Here is a 15,949-nt window from a genome sequence, read left to right as displayed (position 1 = left end):
GATCACTGCGCCGTGTAGGCACCATCGACCAGATGGTAACTGCCGGTGATGAAGCTTGCCCGCTCCGACAGCAGAAAGCAGACCAGCGCGGAAACCTCCTCGGGCCGCCCGATCCGGCCGATCGGGTGCAGCGCGGCAAGCCCGTCCAGCGCCTCTTGCGAGAGGTTCTTCGACAGAAGCGGTGTGTCGATGAAAGCCGGGCCGACCGCGTTCACCCGCACCCCCTTGGCGGCATATTCCATGGCCGCGGTGCGGGTCAGCCCCTGCAGCGCGTGCTTGGCCGCGACATAGGGGCTGGCATTGGCAAAGCCAACCGAGCCCAGGATCGACGAGATATTGACGATGGCGCCGCCGCCAGCGGCCAGCATCGCGGGGATCTGGTAGCGCATCCCGTAGAACACCCCGTTGAGATTCACGTCTATGACCTGTCGCCAGCCATCGAGCGGATACTCCCCCACCGGCGCCGATGGCCCGCCAATGCCGGCATTGTTCACCGCCAGGTGCAGCGCGCCGGTTTCCCTGACCGCGAAATCGGCCAGCGCCTCCATCGCGGCGGCGTCGCTGACATCGGCGGCGAAAGCCGCCGCCTTGCCGCCCGCCTGGGATATCTGGCCAGCGATTTCGCTTGCCGAGGCTTCCTCCAGGTCAGAGACGATCACATGCGCCCCGCGCGCGCCCAGCTCCAGCGCGATGGCCGCCCCGATCCCCGAGCCGCCCCCTGTGACAATGGCCGTTTTTCCCTCGAAATCGCGCTCGGGCATGGATGCCTCCCTTGAAAAATGGTTTGCGGCGTATCGTGCTTGCCGCGATGCAGCGTATCGTCAGAAAGATGGCCATGCCAAGGCCCGGTTGCAATGCGCGCCCGCACGGGAACGCCGGCGGCCCAGTGTCGCATCGCGCGCCTTGTCGCGATAGCCATGCTTTGCGGCTGAGCACGATAGCACCCTTCACCCCGTGCGGGGGAAGCTCTATGTTCATCTTTGCAAGGCGCAGCGAACACGAAGGATCCCTCATGGCGCGGCCCGTCGTCGGCATCATCGGCAACAGCTATCTGATGAATAACCAGTATCCTGCCCACGCCGGAGGCAAGATGAACAGCGAGGCGATTGCCGAGGTGGCCGGTTGCCTGCCGTTGGTGATCCCGTCCGATCCGCGGCTGGTGCAGGTGGCGGAACTGCTGGAGGTTTGCGACGGCTTCCTGTTCACCGGCGGACGCCCCAATGTCCACCCCGAGGAATACGGCGAGGCCGCGACCGAGGCCCATGGCGCGTTCGACCGCAACCGCGACGCAGTGGCGCTGCCGCTCATACGCGCCTGCGTGGAGCGCGGGCAGCCCTTCCTCGGGGTCTGCCGTGGCTTTCAGGAGGTGAACGTGGCGATGGGTGGCACGCTCTACCCCGAAATCCGCGACCTGCCGGGCCGGATGAACCACCGCATGCCCCCCGATGGCACGCTTGAAGAGAAATTCGCCCTGCGCCACGCCGTGCGCCTCACGCCGGGCGGGGTGTTTCACCGGCTGTTCGGCGCTGAAGAGGTGATGACCAACAGCCTGCATGGCCAAGGCGTCAAGACACCCGGCCGGCGCATCGTGATCGATGGCTGGGCGCCCGACGACACGCCCGAGGCGCTGTATGTGGAGGGCGCGCCGGGCTTCACCCTCGCGGTGCAGTGGCACCCCGAATACAACGCCGCCAACGATCCCGTCTCGCGCCCGCTTTTCGCTGCCTTCGGCGCGGCGGTTCATGCCTGGGCGGCGGGCGAGGCCGCCGCGCGCCCGGCGCTGACTGCCTGAGCGGGGCGTGGCCCTTGGCGCGCCCCGTTCAGGCGGTAAGCGCGGGGGCGAGATTAAACCGGTCAAACGCGACACGCCCTGGCGGGCTGCTGAAAAACGCATCCGGGCTATCAGTAACCGGGAAACTGTTCTTCGCCCCAACGTCGCCCTCCGCACGGTGAGGGCCGCGCCCGAGCCTGGGAGGGCGCTTCGTAACGCCTGTTCAGAGCGGTGCACTCAAAAGCATCAGTGTCGCCAGTGTGATGCGCGGCATCGCCAGAGCGCCCTCCCGGGGGGAGGGGAGGGCGCGGCCCGGGGCAGATCCCGGGCCAGACCTGTGGCTGGCGCGGTGCAGAACAGTTTCCCGCTTCCGCGTTTGCCGCCGGTGGTCTGGACGACTTTTCACCAGCGTGCGAGCATTGCATCGAAACCGCAACTCAACAGCCTGCTACGCTTTCCTGCCACCTTGCGCGGGCGCGGGCGCGGCGCGCACCGGGCCGTCACGTAATGCCAGCCCGGCATAGGCAAGCCGCAGCCACAGCCGGCGCAGGCGCGGCAGGGGAAAGCGGCGCGGCACCATCTGCATTAGCGCCGGCGCGGGGTTGGGCTGCCCGGCCATGGCCGCCGCAATACGTCGCCCGCCTTCGCTGGCCGGCGCCACCCCGTTTCCGTGCCAGCCAAGGGCCGCAAATAGCCCCGGCGCGCCAGGCACCTCGGCGCAGAAGGGTGCGAGGCTGCCGGTCAGGCACACCAGCCCCGACCAACGGCTTTCGGTCTCGACATGCGCCCAGGCGGGAAACAACCGCTCGAAGTGCCGCCGGGCCTCGGCCTCCAGCACGCGCAGACGGACCGGATCGGCCGAAAGCCCGCCGCGCATCCCGAACAGAAAGCGCCCGCAAGGCAGCAGGCGGAAATAGTGCAGCAGGTGGCGGCTGTCATAGGCCATCACCTGGCCAGTCCAGCCTTGCGCGGCCTGCTCCTGCGTGCTCAGGGGGCGCGTGACCATGATGCAGGAAAGCGCGGGCATGTAGCGCCCCCTCAGCCAGGGCGGCAGATCATCGGCGCTGTAGCCATTGGTGGCGACCAGCACGCGCCGCGCGTCAAGCTGGCCCTGCGGGGTCGTCAGCCGCCAACCATGCCCTGCGCGCGCAAGGCCGGTTACGGGGCTGTCGCCACAGATGCGCACCCCGGCATTCAGCGCAGCCTGCGCCAGCCCGCGCGCGTATTTCAACGGGTGCAGCGGGAACCCTTGGGGCTGGAGCACCCCGCCGTGAAAGCCGGGCGCAAACAGCCCCTCGCGGCGCAGGGCGTCGCGGTCACGCAACTGCGCGGCGGGTGCCTCGCGCTGCATCCTTGCCCAGGCGCGCGCGCTGTGCGCCAGCAGTAATTCGCCTTCGGGGCCGCGGTCGGCGTCGATGCCGTAGCGGTGCAGGTTATCGGCCACGCGGGCAATCGCGGCGTTCTGGAAATCGTGAAACGCGGCCAGCCCGTCGGCCCCGCAGCGCCGGGCGATGGCGGCATCATTCAGCTTGGTGCCGCCTGCGCAGGCAAAGCCGCCATTGCGCCCCGACGCGCCCCAGCCGGGCTGCCCGGCGTCGAGCACCATCGCGCGTGTGTCGAATCGCTCGGCCAGTTCCAGCGCGGCGTTGAGCCCGGCATAACCCGCGCCGATGATCGCCACCTCCGCCTTCTCGTGGCCGGTCAGCGGCGGGCAGGGCAGCAGCGGCGGGGCCGTGCGCGCCCAATGGCTGTCGGGCCATTGCCCGGTGTCATAGGCTTGTGCTTCATAGAGGCGTTGCATCGAGAGGGCCGCGTTGGTTGCCGGGGCTGGCCTTTCGGCCTTGCTCAGCTAATGTCTGTCGCAAGGGGGCGTCAATCGGATTGCGCCCCGACAGGCGCAACCAGACAGGGGGAGTGCAGGCGCATGGCGCTGGAATATGCCAAGGACCAGGTGGATATGGCCTTCACCCGCGAGGACCCGCGCGGCATGGCCTTCGAGAACACCTTCGGCGGGGCGGTCAGCTTTCTGCGGCGGCGATACAGCAAGGATCTGGCCGGGGCCGACCTGGCGATTCTGGGGGTGCCCTTCGATCAGGCCGTCACCAACCGCCCCGGCACAAGGCTGGGGCCGCGCGCCATCCGCGAGGCAAGCTGCCTGCAGGCTTTCGATGCGCCCTATGGCTGGGGCTACAACCCTTTCGAGCAGTTCGCCATCATCGACAATGGCGACCTGGCTTTTGACTATGCGCGCGTGGCCGAGTTTCCCGAGGCGCTGACAGCGCGGGTGCGCGGCATTCTGGGCGCGGGCGCTGCCAGCATCGCGCTGGGCGGCGATCACTACATCAGCTTTCCGATCCTGCGCGCCTATGCCGAAAAATTCGGCCCGCTCTCGCTGGTGCAGATCGATGCGCACAGCGACACCTGGCGCGACGACGACATGGCGCGGATCGACCACGGCACGATGTTCTACAAGGCGGCCAATCTGGGGCTGGTGGACCCTGCGCGTTCGGTCCAGATCGGGATTCGCACCGACAACCCCGACACGATGGGTTTCAATATCCTTGACGCGCGCACAGTGCATGAGCGCGGGCCCGCAGCCATCGCCGCGCGGGTGCGCGAGATCGTGGGCGATCACCCTGTCTACCTGACATTCGACATAGACGGGCTTGACCCGGCCTTCGCGCCCGGCACCGGCACACCTGTGTGGGGGGGGCTGAGCTCGGCGCAGGCGGCAATCCTGCTGCGCGACATGGCGGGCATCAACCTGGTGGGCGGCGATGTGGTCGAGGTCTCGCCCCCCTTTGATACCACCGGCGCCACCGCCATCGCCGCCGCCCATGTCGTGACCGAGCTGATCTGCCTGCATTTCTGGAACCGCCGCGCCGGTGTCACCGGATGATCAAGCTGGCGGTCATTCTGGCGCTGGTCGCGCTGGCGGCGGTGATGGCCTATGTGCGGCTGACCCCGTCCGACCCGGCCGTGTGGCATCTGGACCCGCGCGCCATATCCAAGCCGCAGGGCAGCAATCACTGGCTGATCCGCCCGGTGGGGGGCGATGCGCGCGCGCCCAACTTTGCCCTGCCCGCGCCTGATCTGGCGCAGGCCGTCGATGCGCTGATGCTCTCCATGCCGCGGACCGAGCGCCTTGCCGGTTCGGTCAGCGCGGGCCATATGACCTATGTGACGCGCAGCAAATGGATGGGCTTTCCCGACTACACCTCGATCCGGGTCTACAGCACCGAGGCCGGAGCGGGCCTTGCGGCCTTTGCCCGCGCGCGGTTCGGGAGGTCAGACCTGGGTGTCAACCGCGCCCGGCTCGAGGCCTTGATGCAGGCCCTGAGCGCGCTGCCCGGGGGCGATGGCTGACGCGCGGGGCAAGCGTGCCCATGTGAGACAGACCGCGCCCGTGGCTTGACGCCGTGCGGCGCTTGCGCAAGAGACAACCCCATGCTGCCCCGCGACACCCTTGAACAGATCACCCGACGCTTCCAGTTTCTGGAGGCGAAACTGGGCGAGGCCCGCAACCCGGCCCAGATCGCCGATCTGAGCCGCGAATACGCCAGCCTCAAGCCCGTGGTCGCGACTATCGGCGAATACGAGGCCGCCCGGCGCGCGCTCGATGAGGCCGAGGCGATGCTGGACGACCCCGAGCTGCGCGGCGAGCCCGATATGCGTGCCCTGGCCGAGGAAGAAGCCGAAGCCCTGCGCGCCCGCCTGCCCGAGCTTGAGCAGGCGCTTCGCCTTGCGCTTCTGCCACGCGACGCCGCCGATGAGCGCGCCGCCATTCTTGAAATCCGCCCCGGCACCGGCGGCGAGGAGGCCGCGCTCTTTGCCGCCGACCTTCTGCGGATGTATCAGCGCTATGCCGAGGCGCGCTGCTGGGAGTTCCAGGTGATCGACCTCAGCCAGACCGAGCTGGGCGGCGTGCGCGAGGCGGTCGTGCGCATCAATGGGGCAGGGGTGTTCGCGCGGCTGAAATACGAATCCGGCGTGCATCGCGTGCAGCGGGTGCCCGAAACCGAATCCGGCGGGCGCATCCATACCTCGGCGGCGACGGTGGCGGTGCTGCCCGAGGCCGAAAGCGTCGATATCAGCATCGACCCGGCCGATATCCGCATCGACACCATGCGCGCCAGCGGTGCCGGCGGGCAGCACGTGAACACCACCGATTCAGCGGTGCGGATCACCCATATCCCCACCGGCATCGTCGTCACCAGCTCGGCCAAGTCGCAGCACCAGAACCGCGCCATCGCCATGGAGGTGCTGCGCGCGCGGCTTTTCGATGCCGCCCGGCGCGACAGCACCGCCGCCCGCGCCGCCGACCGGCGTGCGCAGGTGGGCAGCGGCGACCGGTCCGAACGCATCCGCACCTACAACTTTCCGCAGGGGCGGCTTTCCGATCATCGGATCAACCTCACGCTTTATCGGCTGGATTCGGTCATGCAGGGCGACCTCGACGAGGTGATCGACGCGCTGATCGCCCATGACCAGGCCCTGAAACTCGCCGAGATGGAAGGATGAGCGCGGCGCGCGGCATTGGCGGCCCCGGCAGGGAATCCGTCGGTCAGGCCCTCGCCAGGGCAGTGGGCCGCCTGCGCGCCGCCGGGGTCGAGACGCCGGGCACCGATGCGCGGCGGCTTCTGACTGCGGCGCTGGGCATCGCGCCCGACCGGCTGACCCTGCAAATGCCCGAGCCGCTGCCGGCTGCGGCAGCCGCGCGCTTCGCGGGGTTCATCGCGGCGCGCTGCCGCCGCCAGCCAGTGGCGCAGATCCTGGGCGAGCGGCTCTTCTGGGGGCGGCGCTTTCGCGTGACGCCCGATGTGCTCGACCCGCGCCCCGATACCGAAACGCTGGTCGAGGCCGCGCTGGCCGCGCCGTTTGTCAATGTGCTCGATCTTGGCACCGGGTCGGGCTGCATCCTGATCTCGCTTCTGGCCGAACGGGCGCTGGCGCACGGGCTGGGCGTGGATATCTCGGAAGCTGCGCTCGAGATCGCGCGCGCCAATGCCGAGGCGCTGGGCGTGGCCGCGCGGGCCGAGTTCCGGAAAGGCGATTGGTGCGCCGGGCTGAGTGGCCCCTATGATCTGATCGTGTCGAACCCGCCCTATATCGCCGAGGATGAAATGCCCGCGCTCGCGCCCGAATTGCGCGTGTGGGAGCCGCGCGCCGCGCTGACCCCGGGCGGCGACGGGCTGGACGCCTATCGCCGCATTCTTGCGCAGGCACCGGCGCTGCTGTCAGCGGGCGGGCGCCTGATGGTCGAAATCGGCGCGGGGCAGGGCGACGCGGTCGCCGCGCTGTTCGAGGCCGCGGGGCTGGAAGGCGTGAAAATCCTCAAGGATATCGACGGCCGCCCGCGTGTGGTTGCCGGGCGCAAGCCGTGACCCGGGGGCAACGTCCTGGCCCGCCACACGGATTTTACAGCGAATTCCCGCACATTTATGCAGATTCCCCTTGTCACCCTGCCGGCAACATGTTTAGTCGGGTCTTGCAAGTCGAACGAAATGACCTCGTTCACTGCACTTGAAAACCGTAATAGCGATTCGGATCCCAGCCAGACCCGCGGGACGCGGAACGCTACGGTGCAATCCAGATCAAGACTGGCCAACAGCAAGCATGAGATCATCCAAATCACGTTCGCGTTCGAAATCGAACCGCCCGCGTCCGCTCGGCAATGTCATCAACCGGGTGTTTGACAGCTCGGGCCCCGATGGCAAGGTGCGCGGCACGCCGCAGCAGATCATCGACAAGTACCTGGTGCTGGCGCGCGATGCCCAGCTCGCCAATGACCGGGTGGCTGCCGAAAACTTTCTGCAGCATGCCGAGCACTATACTCGCGTCCTGGCCGAGGCCCAGGCCGAGGTGAATCGCGAGGCCGAAGCCCGGCGCGAGGCGCAGGAGGCGCAAGCCCGCCAGCAGCAGGAATCCCAGGCGCGCCGCACGACGCAGGGCCGGGGCGAGGGCGACGGTGGCGAAGGGCGCGGCGGCCACGAGGGCCGGAATGCCCGCGAAAACCGCAATGGCGACCAACGGCACACCGGCGCTGACGGCGCGCAGGGGCAGGACGCCCCCGGTGTTTCCGGCGGGAACGATAGCAAGACATCGCAAAAAGGCGCGGACGACGAGGCGCCACGGGGTTCCGCCGCCGTGATCGAGTTCGAGGCCGAGCCTGACAGCGGGCTTGTCGAAACCCCCGAAAGCCGCCGCAAGAAGCCCGCGCGCAAACCCCGCGCCGCCGGCAACGCCGCTGGCGGAGATGCCGCGGGCGATGACAGCAATACCGGGGATGACAAACCCGCGCCAAAGCGGCGCAGCCCGCGCAAGCCGAAACCCGCCCCGGAGGCCGGGCAGGAGACGCAAACGCGCAGCTCCGAAGAGCAGAACACCTGAACACCATGCACGGCGCCGGTTCTCGGATCGGGCCGGCGCTTGCGTGAAAACCGGCCGGGCCTCCTGCCCGGCCTTTTTCGTTCTCTCCGGGTCGGGAGCGGAAACTGCAGCAGGATACCAGGCCACCCCACCTGCTCCGGCTTGCACCCTCCTGCATCTTCTTGGCAAAAATATCCTCGCCGAAGGCCCGCGCCCGCCTGTCTTGCCGAAGGCATGGCAGGCGGGCGAGGTGAAACGGTTCTCTCCGGAGTTGCCTTACCCCCCCCGGCGCGGGGCCAGGATACGCGCCAGCGCGCAGAACTGTTCAAGCCCGATCTCCTCGGCCCGCGCGGTGGGGGCGATGCCGGCGGCGCGCAGCTTGTCCTCGATATCGGGGGCCAGGCCGCGCAGGCTGGCGCGCAGCATCTTTCGGCGCTGGTTGAAACCCGCCGCCACCACCCGCGACAGCACGCCTGGATCGGCGGGAAAGCGTGGCGCATTCAGCCGGGTCAGATGCACCACCGCCGAGGAAACCTTGGGCGGCGGCGTGAACGCCTCGGGCGGCAGGCGCAGCACGATCTGCGCCTGAGTGCGCCATTGCGCAAGGATCGCCAGCCGCCCATAGGCCTTGCTGCCGGGCTGCGCGACGATACGTTCCGCCACCTCGCGCTGGAACATCAGCGTCAGGCTTTCCCAGAACGGCGGCCAATCGGGCGGGGTGAGCCAGCGCACCAGAAGCTCGGTGCCTACATTATAGGGCAGGTTGGAGACCACGCGGATCGGGGGCGTCAGATGCGCCAGCGGGTCGATCTGCAATGCGTCGCCCTCGATCACCTGCAGCCGGCCCGGCCAGGCGGCGGCGATCTCGGCCAGCGCGGGCAGGCAGCGTTTGTCTTTCTCGATCGCCAGCACCCGCCGCGCGCCGCTGGCCAGCAGCCCCCGCGTCAGCCCCCCGGGGCCGGGGCCGACCTCCAGCACGTCGCAGGCGCTCAGATCCCCCGCCGCGCGCGCGATGCGCGCCGTCAGGTTGAGGTCGAGCAGGAAGTTCTGGCCAAGGCTCTTGCGCGCGGCCAGCCCGTGGGTGGCGATCACCTCGCGCAGGGGGGGCAGGCTGTCGATGCTCATGGCGTCACGCGGCCCCACCGGCCTGCTGCGCGCGCCGCGCGGCAAGCCCGGCGCCCAGGCGCAGCGCGGCGATCAGGCTGGACGGGTCGGCCAGGCCCTGGCCCGCAATATCGAGCGCGGTGCCGTGATCGGGCGAGGTGCGGATGAACGGCAGCCCCAGCGTCACATTCACCCCGCCGGCGAAATCGAGCGTCTTGATCGGGATCAGCGCCTGATCGTGATACATGCAGACCGCCACGTCATATTGCGCGCGTGCCTCGGCGTGAAACATCGTGTCTGCCGCCAGCGGGCCGCGCAGGGCAAACCCTTCGGCGCGCAACTCGTCCAGCACCGGGGCGATCAGGTCCAGCTCTTCGCGGCCCATATGCCCGCCTTCGCCGGCATGCGGGTTCAGCCCGCTCACCGCGATGCGCGGGGCCGGCAGGCCGAAATCGCCGATCAGGGCGGCATGGGTGAGCCGCAGGGTGCGGCGCAGCAGGTCGGCGCTCAGCCGTGCCGGCACCTCGGCCAGCGGGATATGGATGGTCACCGGCACGACCCGCAGCGCCGCGCAGGCCAGCATCATCACCACGTGATCCACCCCCGCCAGATGGGCCAGGTATTCGGTATGGCCGGGAAAGGCAAAGTCCGCGCCCTCCTGCAGGGCCTGCTTGCTGATAGGGGCGGTGACAATGCCGCCAGCCTTGCCCGCCTGCACCAGCGCGGTGGCACGCGCGATCACTTCGACAACGGCGGCGGCGTTCGCGGGATCGGGCCGGCCGGGCCGCGCGGGGGCCGGAAAATCATGCCGTAGGACGGGCAGTATATCCGGCGCCACCGCTGCCGCCGCGCCGGGGTTGGCAATCTCGGCCCAGGCCGTGCCGGCTGGCAGGTGCGCGGGGTCGCCTATCAGGAAAAACGGCACCTCCTGGCCCAGGGCGCGCCGCGCCTTGGCGGCAATCTCGGGGCCGATGCCGGCCGGTTCGCCGCAGGTCAGGGCAAGAGGGGCGGATGGCGGCGCGGGCATGTCATTGTGCGCCGCGTTCACGGCTGGCGGATATGCGCCTGTGCGCGCAGTTCCTCCAGATAGCCCTGCGCCATGGCGTTGACGCGGCGGTTGACGATCTGGTCGCCCATCTGGGCCCGGCCCGGCCGCAGCTCGGCCACCGGGGTGCGCGCGCAGAGCATCAGCACCACAGCTGCGTCACCCTGGCGCAGATTGGCCGAAATCTCGCCTGCGTCCAGCCGCGCCAGTTCAAGCGCGACATCGGGGGCCAGTTCGGGCACGGTCACCTGCTGCAGCGAGAACCGCTCCTCCGGTTGCGAGGGCACCAGCCCGGCCAGATCGCGGCAGGTGTCGGCATTGGCGCGCAGCCGGGCGATCTCAGTGGCGGCCTGTTCGCTGCCTGCGCCGGGCACCAGCACGCGCGCATATTCCACGCTGACCTGTGCGGGTGCGAGGGTCTCAACCCGGTCGATGGCGCGCAGCTGGAACAGGATCACCGCCTCGCCGGTGCGGATCGGTTCGGCCACCTGTCCGGGCCGCAACTGCAGCAGCACCGGCTGGAGCGATTCGGGCAGGTTCCCGAGTTCGATCCAGTCGAGCCGCCCGCCATTGGCCGCCGTGTCGGAGACCGAAAAGCGCCGCGCGGCATCGGAAAAGGCATCAAAGCTGGTCAGTTGCATGATCTGGGGGACCAGTTCGCGCGTCTGCTCGGCGAATTCGGGAATGTCGGGCAGGATGATCTCGGACAACAGCAGCCGTACGCCGCCGCGGAACGCGATGGTCGAAAGTGCGCGGTCGATTTCGGCCTCCGTCACATCGACGCGGCCGCCAAAGCGACGGCGGATCACCTCGCGCCAGGAAATGCCGGCATGGACGAAGTCACGGAAGCTTTCGGGGTAGATCCCCACCTCGCCGATGGCCTGGACGAATTCCTCGGTGTCCATCTCGACCCGCCCGGCAAACTCGGCCATGCCTTCGGCCACCTGCTCGGCGGTGGGCTGGATGCCCATGCGCTCGGCCGCCATGAGTTGCAGCCGCTCTTCGGTCAGGCGATTCAGCGCCTCTTCCTCAAGGTCGCCGGGGGTGTTGAACAGCGAAAGAAACAGCGCGCGCTGTTCCACCTCGAACTGCGTGATCGCCCGGTCATTAATGATGAGCCGCGGCTCGAACGGGTTCTGCGCGCTGGCCGGCAGGGCCGGAGCAACCGCGAGGCACAGAAGGGCGAAGAAAGTTGTCAGGCGCTTCATATGGTCCGTTCCGCTCGTTCGTTTGGCTGGCCGTTTCCGGCCTGTCACTGGGCGCAGGCCCGCGCGGGGCCGGAGGGTTGGCTGCCGAAACCTAGCAGATCGACCGACAGTCCGAAATCCGTGCGCGCGCTCACACTAGTCGAGGAAGCGAAGCGACGCGAGAGGGAAACATCCACCAGCAAGCATTCGTTGCGAAACTGCGCCCCCAGCCCGATACGCGCCGCCTGCCTCGCGTCGATATCATAACGCCAGTCGGCAAGGGCGGTCCAGTTCGGCGTGACCTGCCAGGCGGCGTCGAGGTTCCATTCGGTGCTGCGGCTGTTGCGGTTCTCGTCCGGGTCAGCGGTGAGGTGGGTGAGTGAACTGGTCAGGTCGAGCCCCTCGCGCGAAAGCCCCACGCGCAGCTCGTTCTTGCGCAGCGCGCCGTCAGGTTCGATCACCGCGCGTGCCAGCAGCGAAAGCCCCTGGGCCGACTCGAACTGCACCGCGGCCAGCCAGTCGGAGCGCCGGCCATCCAGGCCCGACAGGTCGCTGAACTGCCGCGGCCCGCGCGGCCGCAGGATGCGGCCCACCGTGGCCCCAAGCGACCAGCCGGCCGGATCGAACCGCGTCCAGCTCACGCCGAGATTGGCGCGATTGCCGCTTTCGCGTGCGTCAAACCCCGGATAGCGGTGCAGCGCAAACAGACTGGCCTCGTCGAATTCGGCAAGCCGGCTGACTTCGTTGGGCACCTTGTGCCGCCGGCGCGGTGCCCAGACAAGCTGCGCCACCGGCTCGATCACATGGCGCGCGCCGCCGGCGCTTGCACCCACCCAGGGCCAGCGCAGTTCCAGCGCGGCAGCGGGGGTGGTGCGGGTGATGCCCGAGGGGAAGTCGTCATCCTGCCGGATCGCGAAACGGTCTACCTGCACCTCGCCCAGGGCCGCGGCCAGCACGCCGCCGGGCAGCACCCAGTCGCGCCGCCAGTCGGCGCGCAGGCTGGCGCGTGTCATGTCGCGCCCGTGGCCGAGGCCGGCGGTGGCATCGTCCGACTGGCGGTAGGCCGCCAGCAGATCGAAGCTCAGCCGTGCCACGCCGCCCAGGCCGGGAGGGGCGAAGCGCTGCTCGTGGCGCAGGTCGATCACGCGTTGCGGCAGCCGCGCGTTCGAAACCCCGTCTGTCAGCGTGCGGAAATGGGTGATCCGCGCGCGGCTGAAACTGTCGCGCCGCAGACGGCTGGCAAAAAGCGTGCTTTCCAGTGTGGCGGCCGAGGTGATGCCGTAATCGTCCAGATAGGTGCGGTCGCTCGCGGCCTCGATGTCGAAGCCCAGCGTGATATCGCCGGCCATCTGCCAGCGCCCGGTGCCGAACAGATAGCCCCGCGTCCTGCCCGGCCTGATCCTGTCGCGGGTGAGCGCGCCGGTCAGCGTCATGTTGCCGCTCTGGAACGCCTGCCGGTAACGCGCGCCGAAGGTGAAACTGCGCCCCGTCGTGATCCGGGGCGTGATCGTCAGGTCGCGATCGGGTGCGAGCGCGATGAAATAGGGGATCGAAATGCCGGTGCCCAGCGTGCCGCCCGAGGAAAGCGCGGGCGCCAGAAAGCCGGTGGCGCGCTCGACCGTGGGATCGGGCAGGCGCAGGCGCGGAATATGAACCAGCGGCACCCCCATCACCCGGAATTGCGCCTGCTCGAAATGGATCTGCCGGGTCTCGGAATCATGTGTGATGCGCGCGGCGCGGATTTCCCACAAGGGTGTCGGGTTCTCGGCGCAGACCTGGCAGGACGAGGCCACGCTGTCAGTCAGTTGCGTATAACGCCCGCCGATGCGCGCCACCTCGCGCGAGGCCATCTGAAGCCGCCGGTCCAGCACCACGCGGGCGCTGCGCAGCAGCCCGTCATGCAGATCGTCCGACAATTCGGCGGAATCGGCCAGCAGCAGGAAATCGCCCCCTTCCTGGCTGAGCGTGATCGGCCCTTCGATCTCGAGCCGGTTCTGCGCCCGGCTGTAGGTGATGCGCCCGGCCCGCAGGAGGGCGCCGTCATAGAGCACCTCGACATTGCCTTCGGCGATAAGCCTGTCATCGGCCTCGATCGACAGGCTGTCGGCCACCAGCGTCGCCATTCCTGCGCCTTGCGCCGCAGCGGGGCCGGCGGGCTGCCACATGAGCAGCGCCACAAGGGCCAGGGCCAGGGCGAGCAGGCGCGGCATCATCCCTCCTCCAGGTGCAGCAACAACGCGAGGGCCAGCAACAGCGCAACCGCCGGCGGGCTCCAGGCAGCCAGCGCGACAGGTATCTGTCCGTTCTCGCCCAACACCTGCGCAAGGTTCCGCAGGAAAAAGGCGGCGAAACCGCACAATAGCGCGGCGAGCACGAGCATTCCCCGGTTTCCGGCACGAAAATGGCGCATGGTGAAACCGGCCCCCACCAGCACCATTGCCATCAGGAACAAGGGCAAGGCAAGCTCCATCTGCAGCCAGACACGGTGCTCACGCGCCGAAAGCCCGGCACGGTCGAGCGCGGCGATGAAGCCCGGCATGTCCCAGATCGCGATCGAACCGGGGGCGGCGAAACTCTCGCGGATGCGCGCCGCGCTCAGGCCGGTGGGCAGCTCCAGGGTCTCGTGAACAGTGGCGTTGCGCTCAGGGTTGGGTGTTTCGAGCGGCCATGACTTCGCATCGCGCAGCAGCCAGTTTCCGGGGGTCAGTTCGGCCTCGCGCGCCTCGATCCGGGTGACGGGGCCGCGCGCGTGGTCGAAGCCCAGCATCGTGACATTGTGCAGCAGCGTTCCGGCGCGCTCGGCGCGGCTGGCGCTGATCACCCGCTGGCCCTCGGCCCAGCCTTCGCGCAGCCACAACCCGTCGCGCCCGATCGTCATGATATGGTCGTCGACCCCCTGGATGCGGGCCTGGCGCAGCTCGTACTGGGTCGAGGTCACGGCGACGATCGGGTTGAACACCGCCACCGCCAGCACCCCCAGCACCAGCGCGACCGCCGTCGGCGCGGCCACCACATGCAGCGCCGAGCGCCCCGCCGCGCGGGTCACGACCAGTTCCGAGCTGCGCGCCAGCCCCACGAACAGGGCCAGCGTGGCCAGCATGGTGACCAGCGGCAGCACCTCGTAGATCGCGCCGGGCAGATGCAGGGCGGAAAGCCGCGCCGCCTCGGCCATGCCGATGCCGCGACCGGCGTGCTGGCGCAGATGCTCGACGATGTCGATCAGGAACAGGATGCCCACCATCACCCCCAGCACGATGCCGAAGGCATTGAGGAACTTGCGCGCCATGTAGCGGCTGAGAATCATGCGCCGCCCCCGCTTTCTGCCCGGCCTGGCCAGCGGATCGGCCACAGGGACGCCCGAAGGGACGGACCGCGCCGGCGCCGCGCGCGCCCCGCGAACCAGATCATGCCGCCCGCCGCCGCGAAGCCTGCCAGGGGCGGGAGATAGACCAGAAGCGCCAGGCCCGCGTTGCGGCCCACGATCCCCGTCACCACTGTATGCAGAAGCTGCATCAGGATCACCACGGCCACCGCCCCCAGCACCTGCCGCCAGAAGCCGAGCCTGCTGAAGGCGCCGAGGATCAGCGCGGCAAAGCCGATCAGCGCGGCCGCGGGCACCATCAGCGGCTGGGCAAAGCGGGTGTGGAGCTCGAGTTGGGCATCGGCCGGGTCGGCGCGGGCGGCCTCGAGCCCGGCCTCGTCGAGCGCCATGAGCGCCGGCGTGGACAGTTCGCGCAGACCAAGCCGCATTGGCCCGTCGGTGCCCACCAGCGCAAGCAGGTCGTGGGAGAGCGTGTCGAAGGATGTGATCGCAAGCCGCTGCCCGGGGCTTTGCAGGGTCTGGGCCATGCCGTCAATCATCAGCAGCTGCGGCCCCGATTCGGCCCGCACCAGCAGCGCCTGGCGCGCGGTATACATGGTGTGGATGGCGCCCTCGCGGGCGTCGCTGAGGAACACATCCTCGAGAATGCCGTCCTGCGTGATCTCGCGGATATAGAGCGTCACCCCCGGCGCGGGAAAGAGAAAGGCACCTTCGGTCAGCAGCCGCGCGGTGATGTTCTCGGCGATCTCGGCGCGGCGCTCGACAAGCTGGGCGCGGCTGGCGGGCACCAGGTAATGCAGCAGCGCCGCCATCATCAGCGCCACCACAAGCCCGAACACCAGCACCGGCCGCGCCAGCCGCATCCCCGAAAGCCCGGTGGCCTGCATTACCACGAACTCGCTTTCGCTGACCATGCGGTTGGTGGCGTAGACCGAGGCGACAAACGCCGCGACCGGCAGCACCAGCCGCATCACATTGGGCAGCGTGAGCGCGGTGAATTCGAGAAATACGCGCGCCGACTGGCCATCGGCGATGAGCGAGTCGAACAGCGAAACCGCCCGGTTGACCCAGTAGACGGAAATCAGCACCAGCGCGAAAAAGCCGAACATGACCAGCATCTGCGACAGCACGTATCTGTCGAATCTGGTCAA

General features: G+C 68.9%; 14 protein-coding genes. 6 read left to right on the top strand and 8 right to left on the bottom strand.

Features of this window, described 5'->3' with window-relative positions:
- Positions 1-2: 2 nt before the first annotated feature.
- Positions 3-761 carry an SDR family NAD(P)-dependent oxidoreductase gene (locus DQ229_RS05215; RefSeq protein ID WP_114965212.1) on the bottom strand — a complete coding sequence of 253 codons (759 nt, stop codon included), beginning with the start codon at positions 759-761 and terminating at the stop codon, positions 3-5.
- Between the two features lie 251 nt (positions 762-1,012).
- On the opposite strand from DQ229_RS05215, the gene DQ229_RS05210 reads away from it, so the two are divergent.
- Entirely contained in the window at positions 1,013-1,792 is a 780-nt protein-coding gene (locus DQ229_RS05210) for a gamma-glutamyl-gamma-aminobutyrate hydrolase family protein (protein WP_114965239.1), read from the top strand.
- A 427-nt stretch (positions 1,793-2,219) separates the two neighbouring features.
- Here DQ229_RS05210 and DQ229_RS05205 read toward each other — a convergent pair whose 3' ends face one another.
- The gene (locus DQ229_RS05205) at positions 2,220-3,572 is read right to left on the bottom strand and encodes an NAD(P)/FAD-dependent oxidoreductase (protein WP_114965211.1); all 1,353 of its coding nucleotides are present in this window, start codon (positions 3,570-3,572) and stop codon (positions 2,220-2,222) included.
- 123 nt (positions 3,573-3,695) lie between these two features.
- Here DQ229_RS05205 and speB point away from each other — a divergent pair, with 123 nt between their 5' ends.
- The 5 genes from speB (at position 3,696) to DQ229_RS05180 (ending at position 8,161) form a co-directional block, all read left to right on the top strand.
- Positions 3,696-4,670 carry an agmatinase gene (gene speB / locus DQ229_RS05200; RefSeq protein ID WP_114965210.1) on the top strand — a complete coding sequence of 325 codons (975 nt, stop codon included), beginning with the start codon at positions 3,696-3,698 and terminating at the stop codon, positions 4,668-4,670.
- The gene (locus tag DQ229_RS05195; RefSeq protein WP_162300753.1) at positions 4,667-5,137 is read left to right on the top strand and encodes a DUF1499 domain-containing protein; all 471 of its coding nucleotides are present in this window, start codon (positions 4,667-4,669) and stop codon (positions 5,135-5,137) included. Before speB ends, DQ229_RS05195 begins: the two co-directional genes overlap by 4 nt.
- A gap of 81 nt (positions 5,138-5,218) precedes the next feature.
- Positions 5,219-6,292, top strand: a complete 1,074-nt coding sequence (gene prfA / locus DQ229_RS05190; protein ID WP_114965209.1) for a peptide chain release factor 1 — start codon at positions 5,219-5,221, stop codon at positions 6,290-6,292.
- Positions 6,289-7,155: a peptide chain release factor N(5)-glutamine methyltransferase gene (gene prmC, locus DQ229_RS05185; protein ID WP_114965208.1), complete on the top strand. Its 867-nt coding sequence runs from the start codon at positions 6,289-6,291 to the stop codon at positions 7,153-7,155. Before prfA ends, prmC begins: the two co-directional genes overlap by 4 nt.
- A 232-nt stretch (positions 7,156-7,387) precedes the next feature.
- A complete protein-coding gene (locus tag DQ229_RS05180; RefSeq protein ID WP_114965207.1) occupies positions 7,388-8,161 on the top strand; it encodes a DUF4167 domain-containing protein in 774 nt (257 codons plus the stop codon).
- 255 nt (positions 8,162-8,416) lie between these two features.
- On the opposite strand, the gene rsmA is transcribed toward DQ229_RS05180, so the two are convergent.
- The 6 genes from rsmA to lptF are packed head-to-tail and all read right to left on the bottom strand — an operon-like array spanning position 8,417 to position 15,949.
- A complete protein-coding gene (gene rsmA, locus DQ229_RS05175) occupies positions 8,417-9,265 on the bottom strand; it encodes a 16S rRNA (adenine(1518)-N(6)/adenine(1519)-N(6))-dimethyltransferase RsmA (protein WP_114965237.1) in 849 nt (282 codons plus the stop codon).
- 4 nt (positions 9,266-9,269) lie between these two features.
- On the bottom strand, positions 9,270-10,271 hold the full coding sequence (gene pdxA / locus DQ229_RS05170) for a 4-hydroxythreonine-4-phosphate dehydrogenase PdxA (protein ID WP_114965236.1): 1,002 nt from the start codon (positions 10,269-10,271) through the stop codon (positions 9,270-9,272).
- A 17-nt stretch (positions 10,272-10,288) separates the two neighbouring features.
- Positions 10,289-11,497 carry a peptidylprolyl isomerase gene (locus tag DQ229_RS05165; RefSeq protein WP_114965206.1) on the bottom strand — a complete coding sequence of 403 codons (1,209 nt, stop codon included), beginning with the start codon at positions 11,495-11,497 and terminating at the stop codon, positions 10,289-10,291.
- 44 nt (positions 11,498-11,541) lie between these two features.
- Positions 11,542-13,686, bottom strand: coding sequence for an LPS-assembly protein LptD (locus tag DQ229_RS05160; RefSeq protein ID WP_114965235.1), 2,145 nt, complete (start codon positions 13,684-13,686; stop codon positions 11,542-11,544).
- Positions 13,686-14,780, bottom strand: coding sequence for an LPS export ABC transporter permease LptG (lptG, locus tag DQ229_RS05155; RefSeq protein ID WP_114965234.1), 1,095 nt, complete (start codon positions 14,778-14,780; stop codon positions 13,686-13,688). The genes DQ229_RS05160 and lptG overlap by 1 nt, the downstream gene beginning before the upstream one ends.
- A complete protein-coding gene (gene lptF / locus DQ229_RS05150) occupies positions 14,777-15,949 on the bottom strand; it encodes an LPS export ABC transporter permease LptF (RefSeq protein WP_114965205.1) in 1,173 nt (390 codons plus the stop codon). Before lptF ends, lptG begins: the two co-directional genes overlap by 4 nt.

It is taken from the genome of Alkalilacustris brevis, assembly GCF_003350345.1.
In the GTDB taxonomy this organism is placed as follows: domain Bacteria; phylum Pseudomonadota; class Alphaproteobacteria; order Rhodobacterales; family Rhodobacteraceae; genus Alkalilacustris; species Alkalilacustris brevis.
Note: the sequence above shows the minus strand (reverse complement) of the source record. Positions and strands in the feature narration are given on the sequence as shown.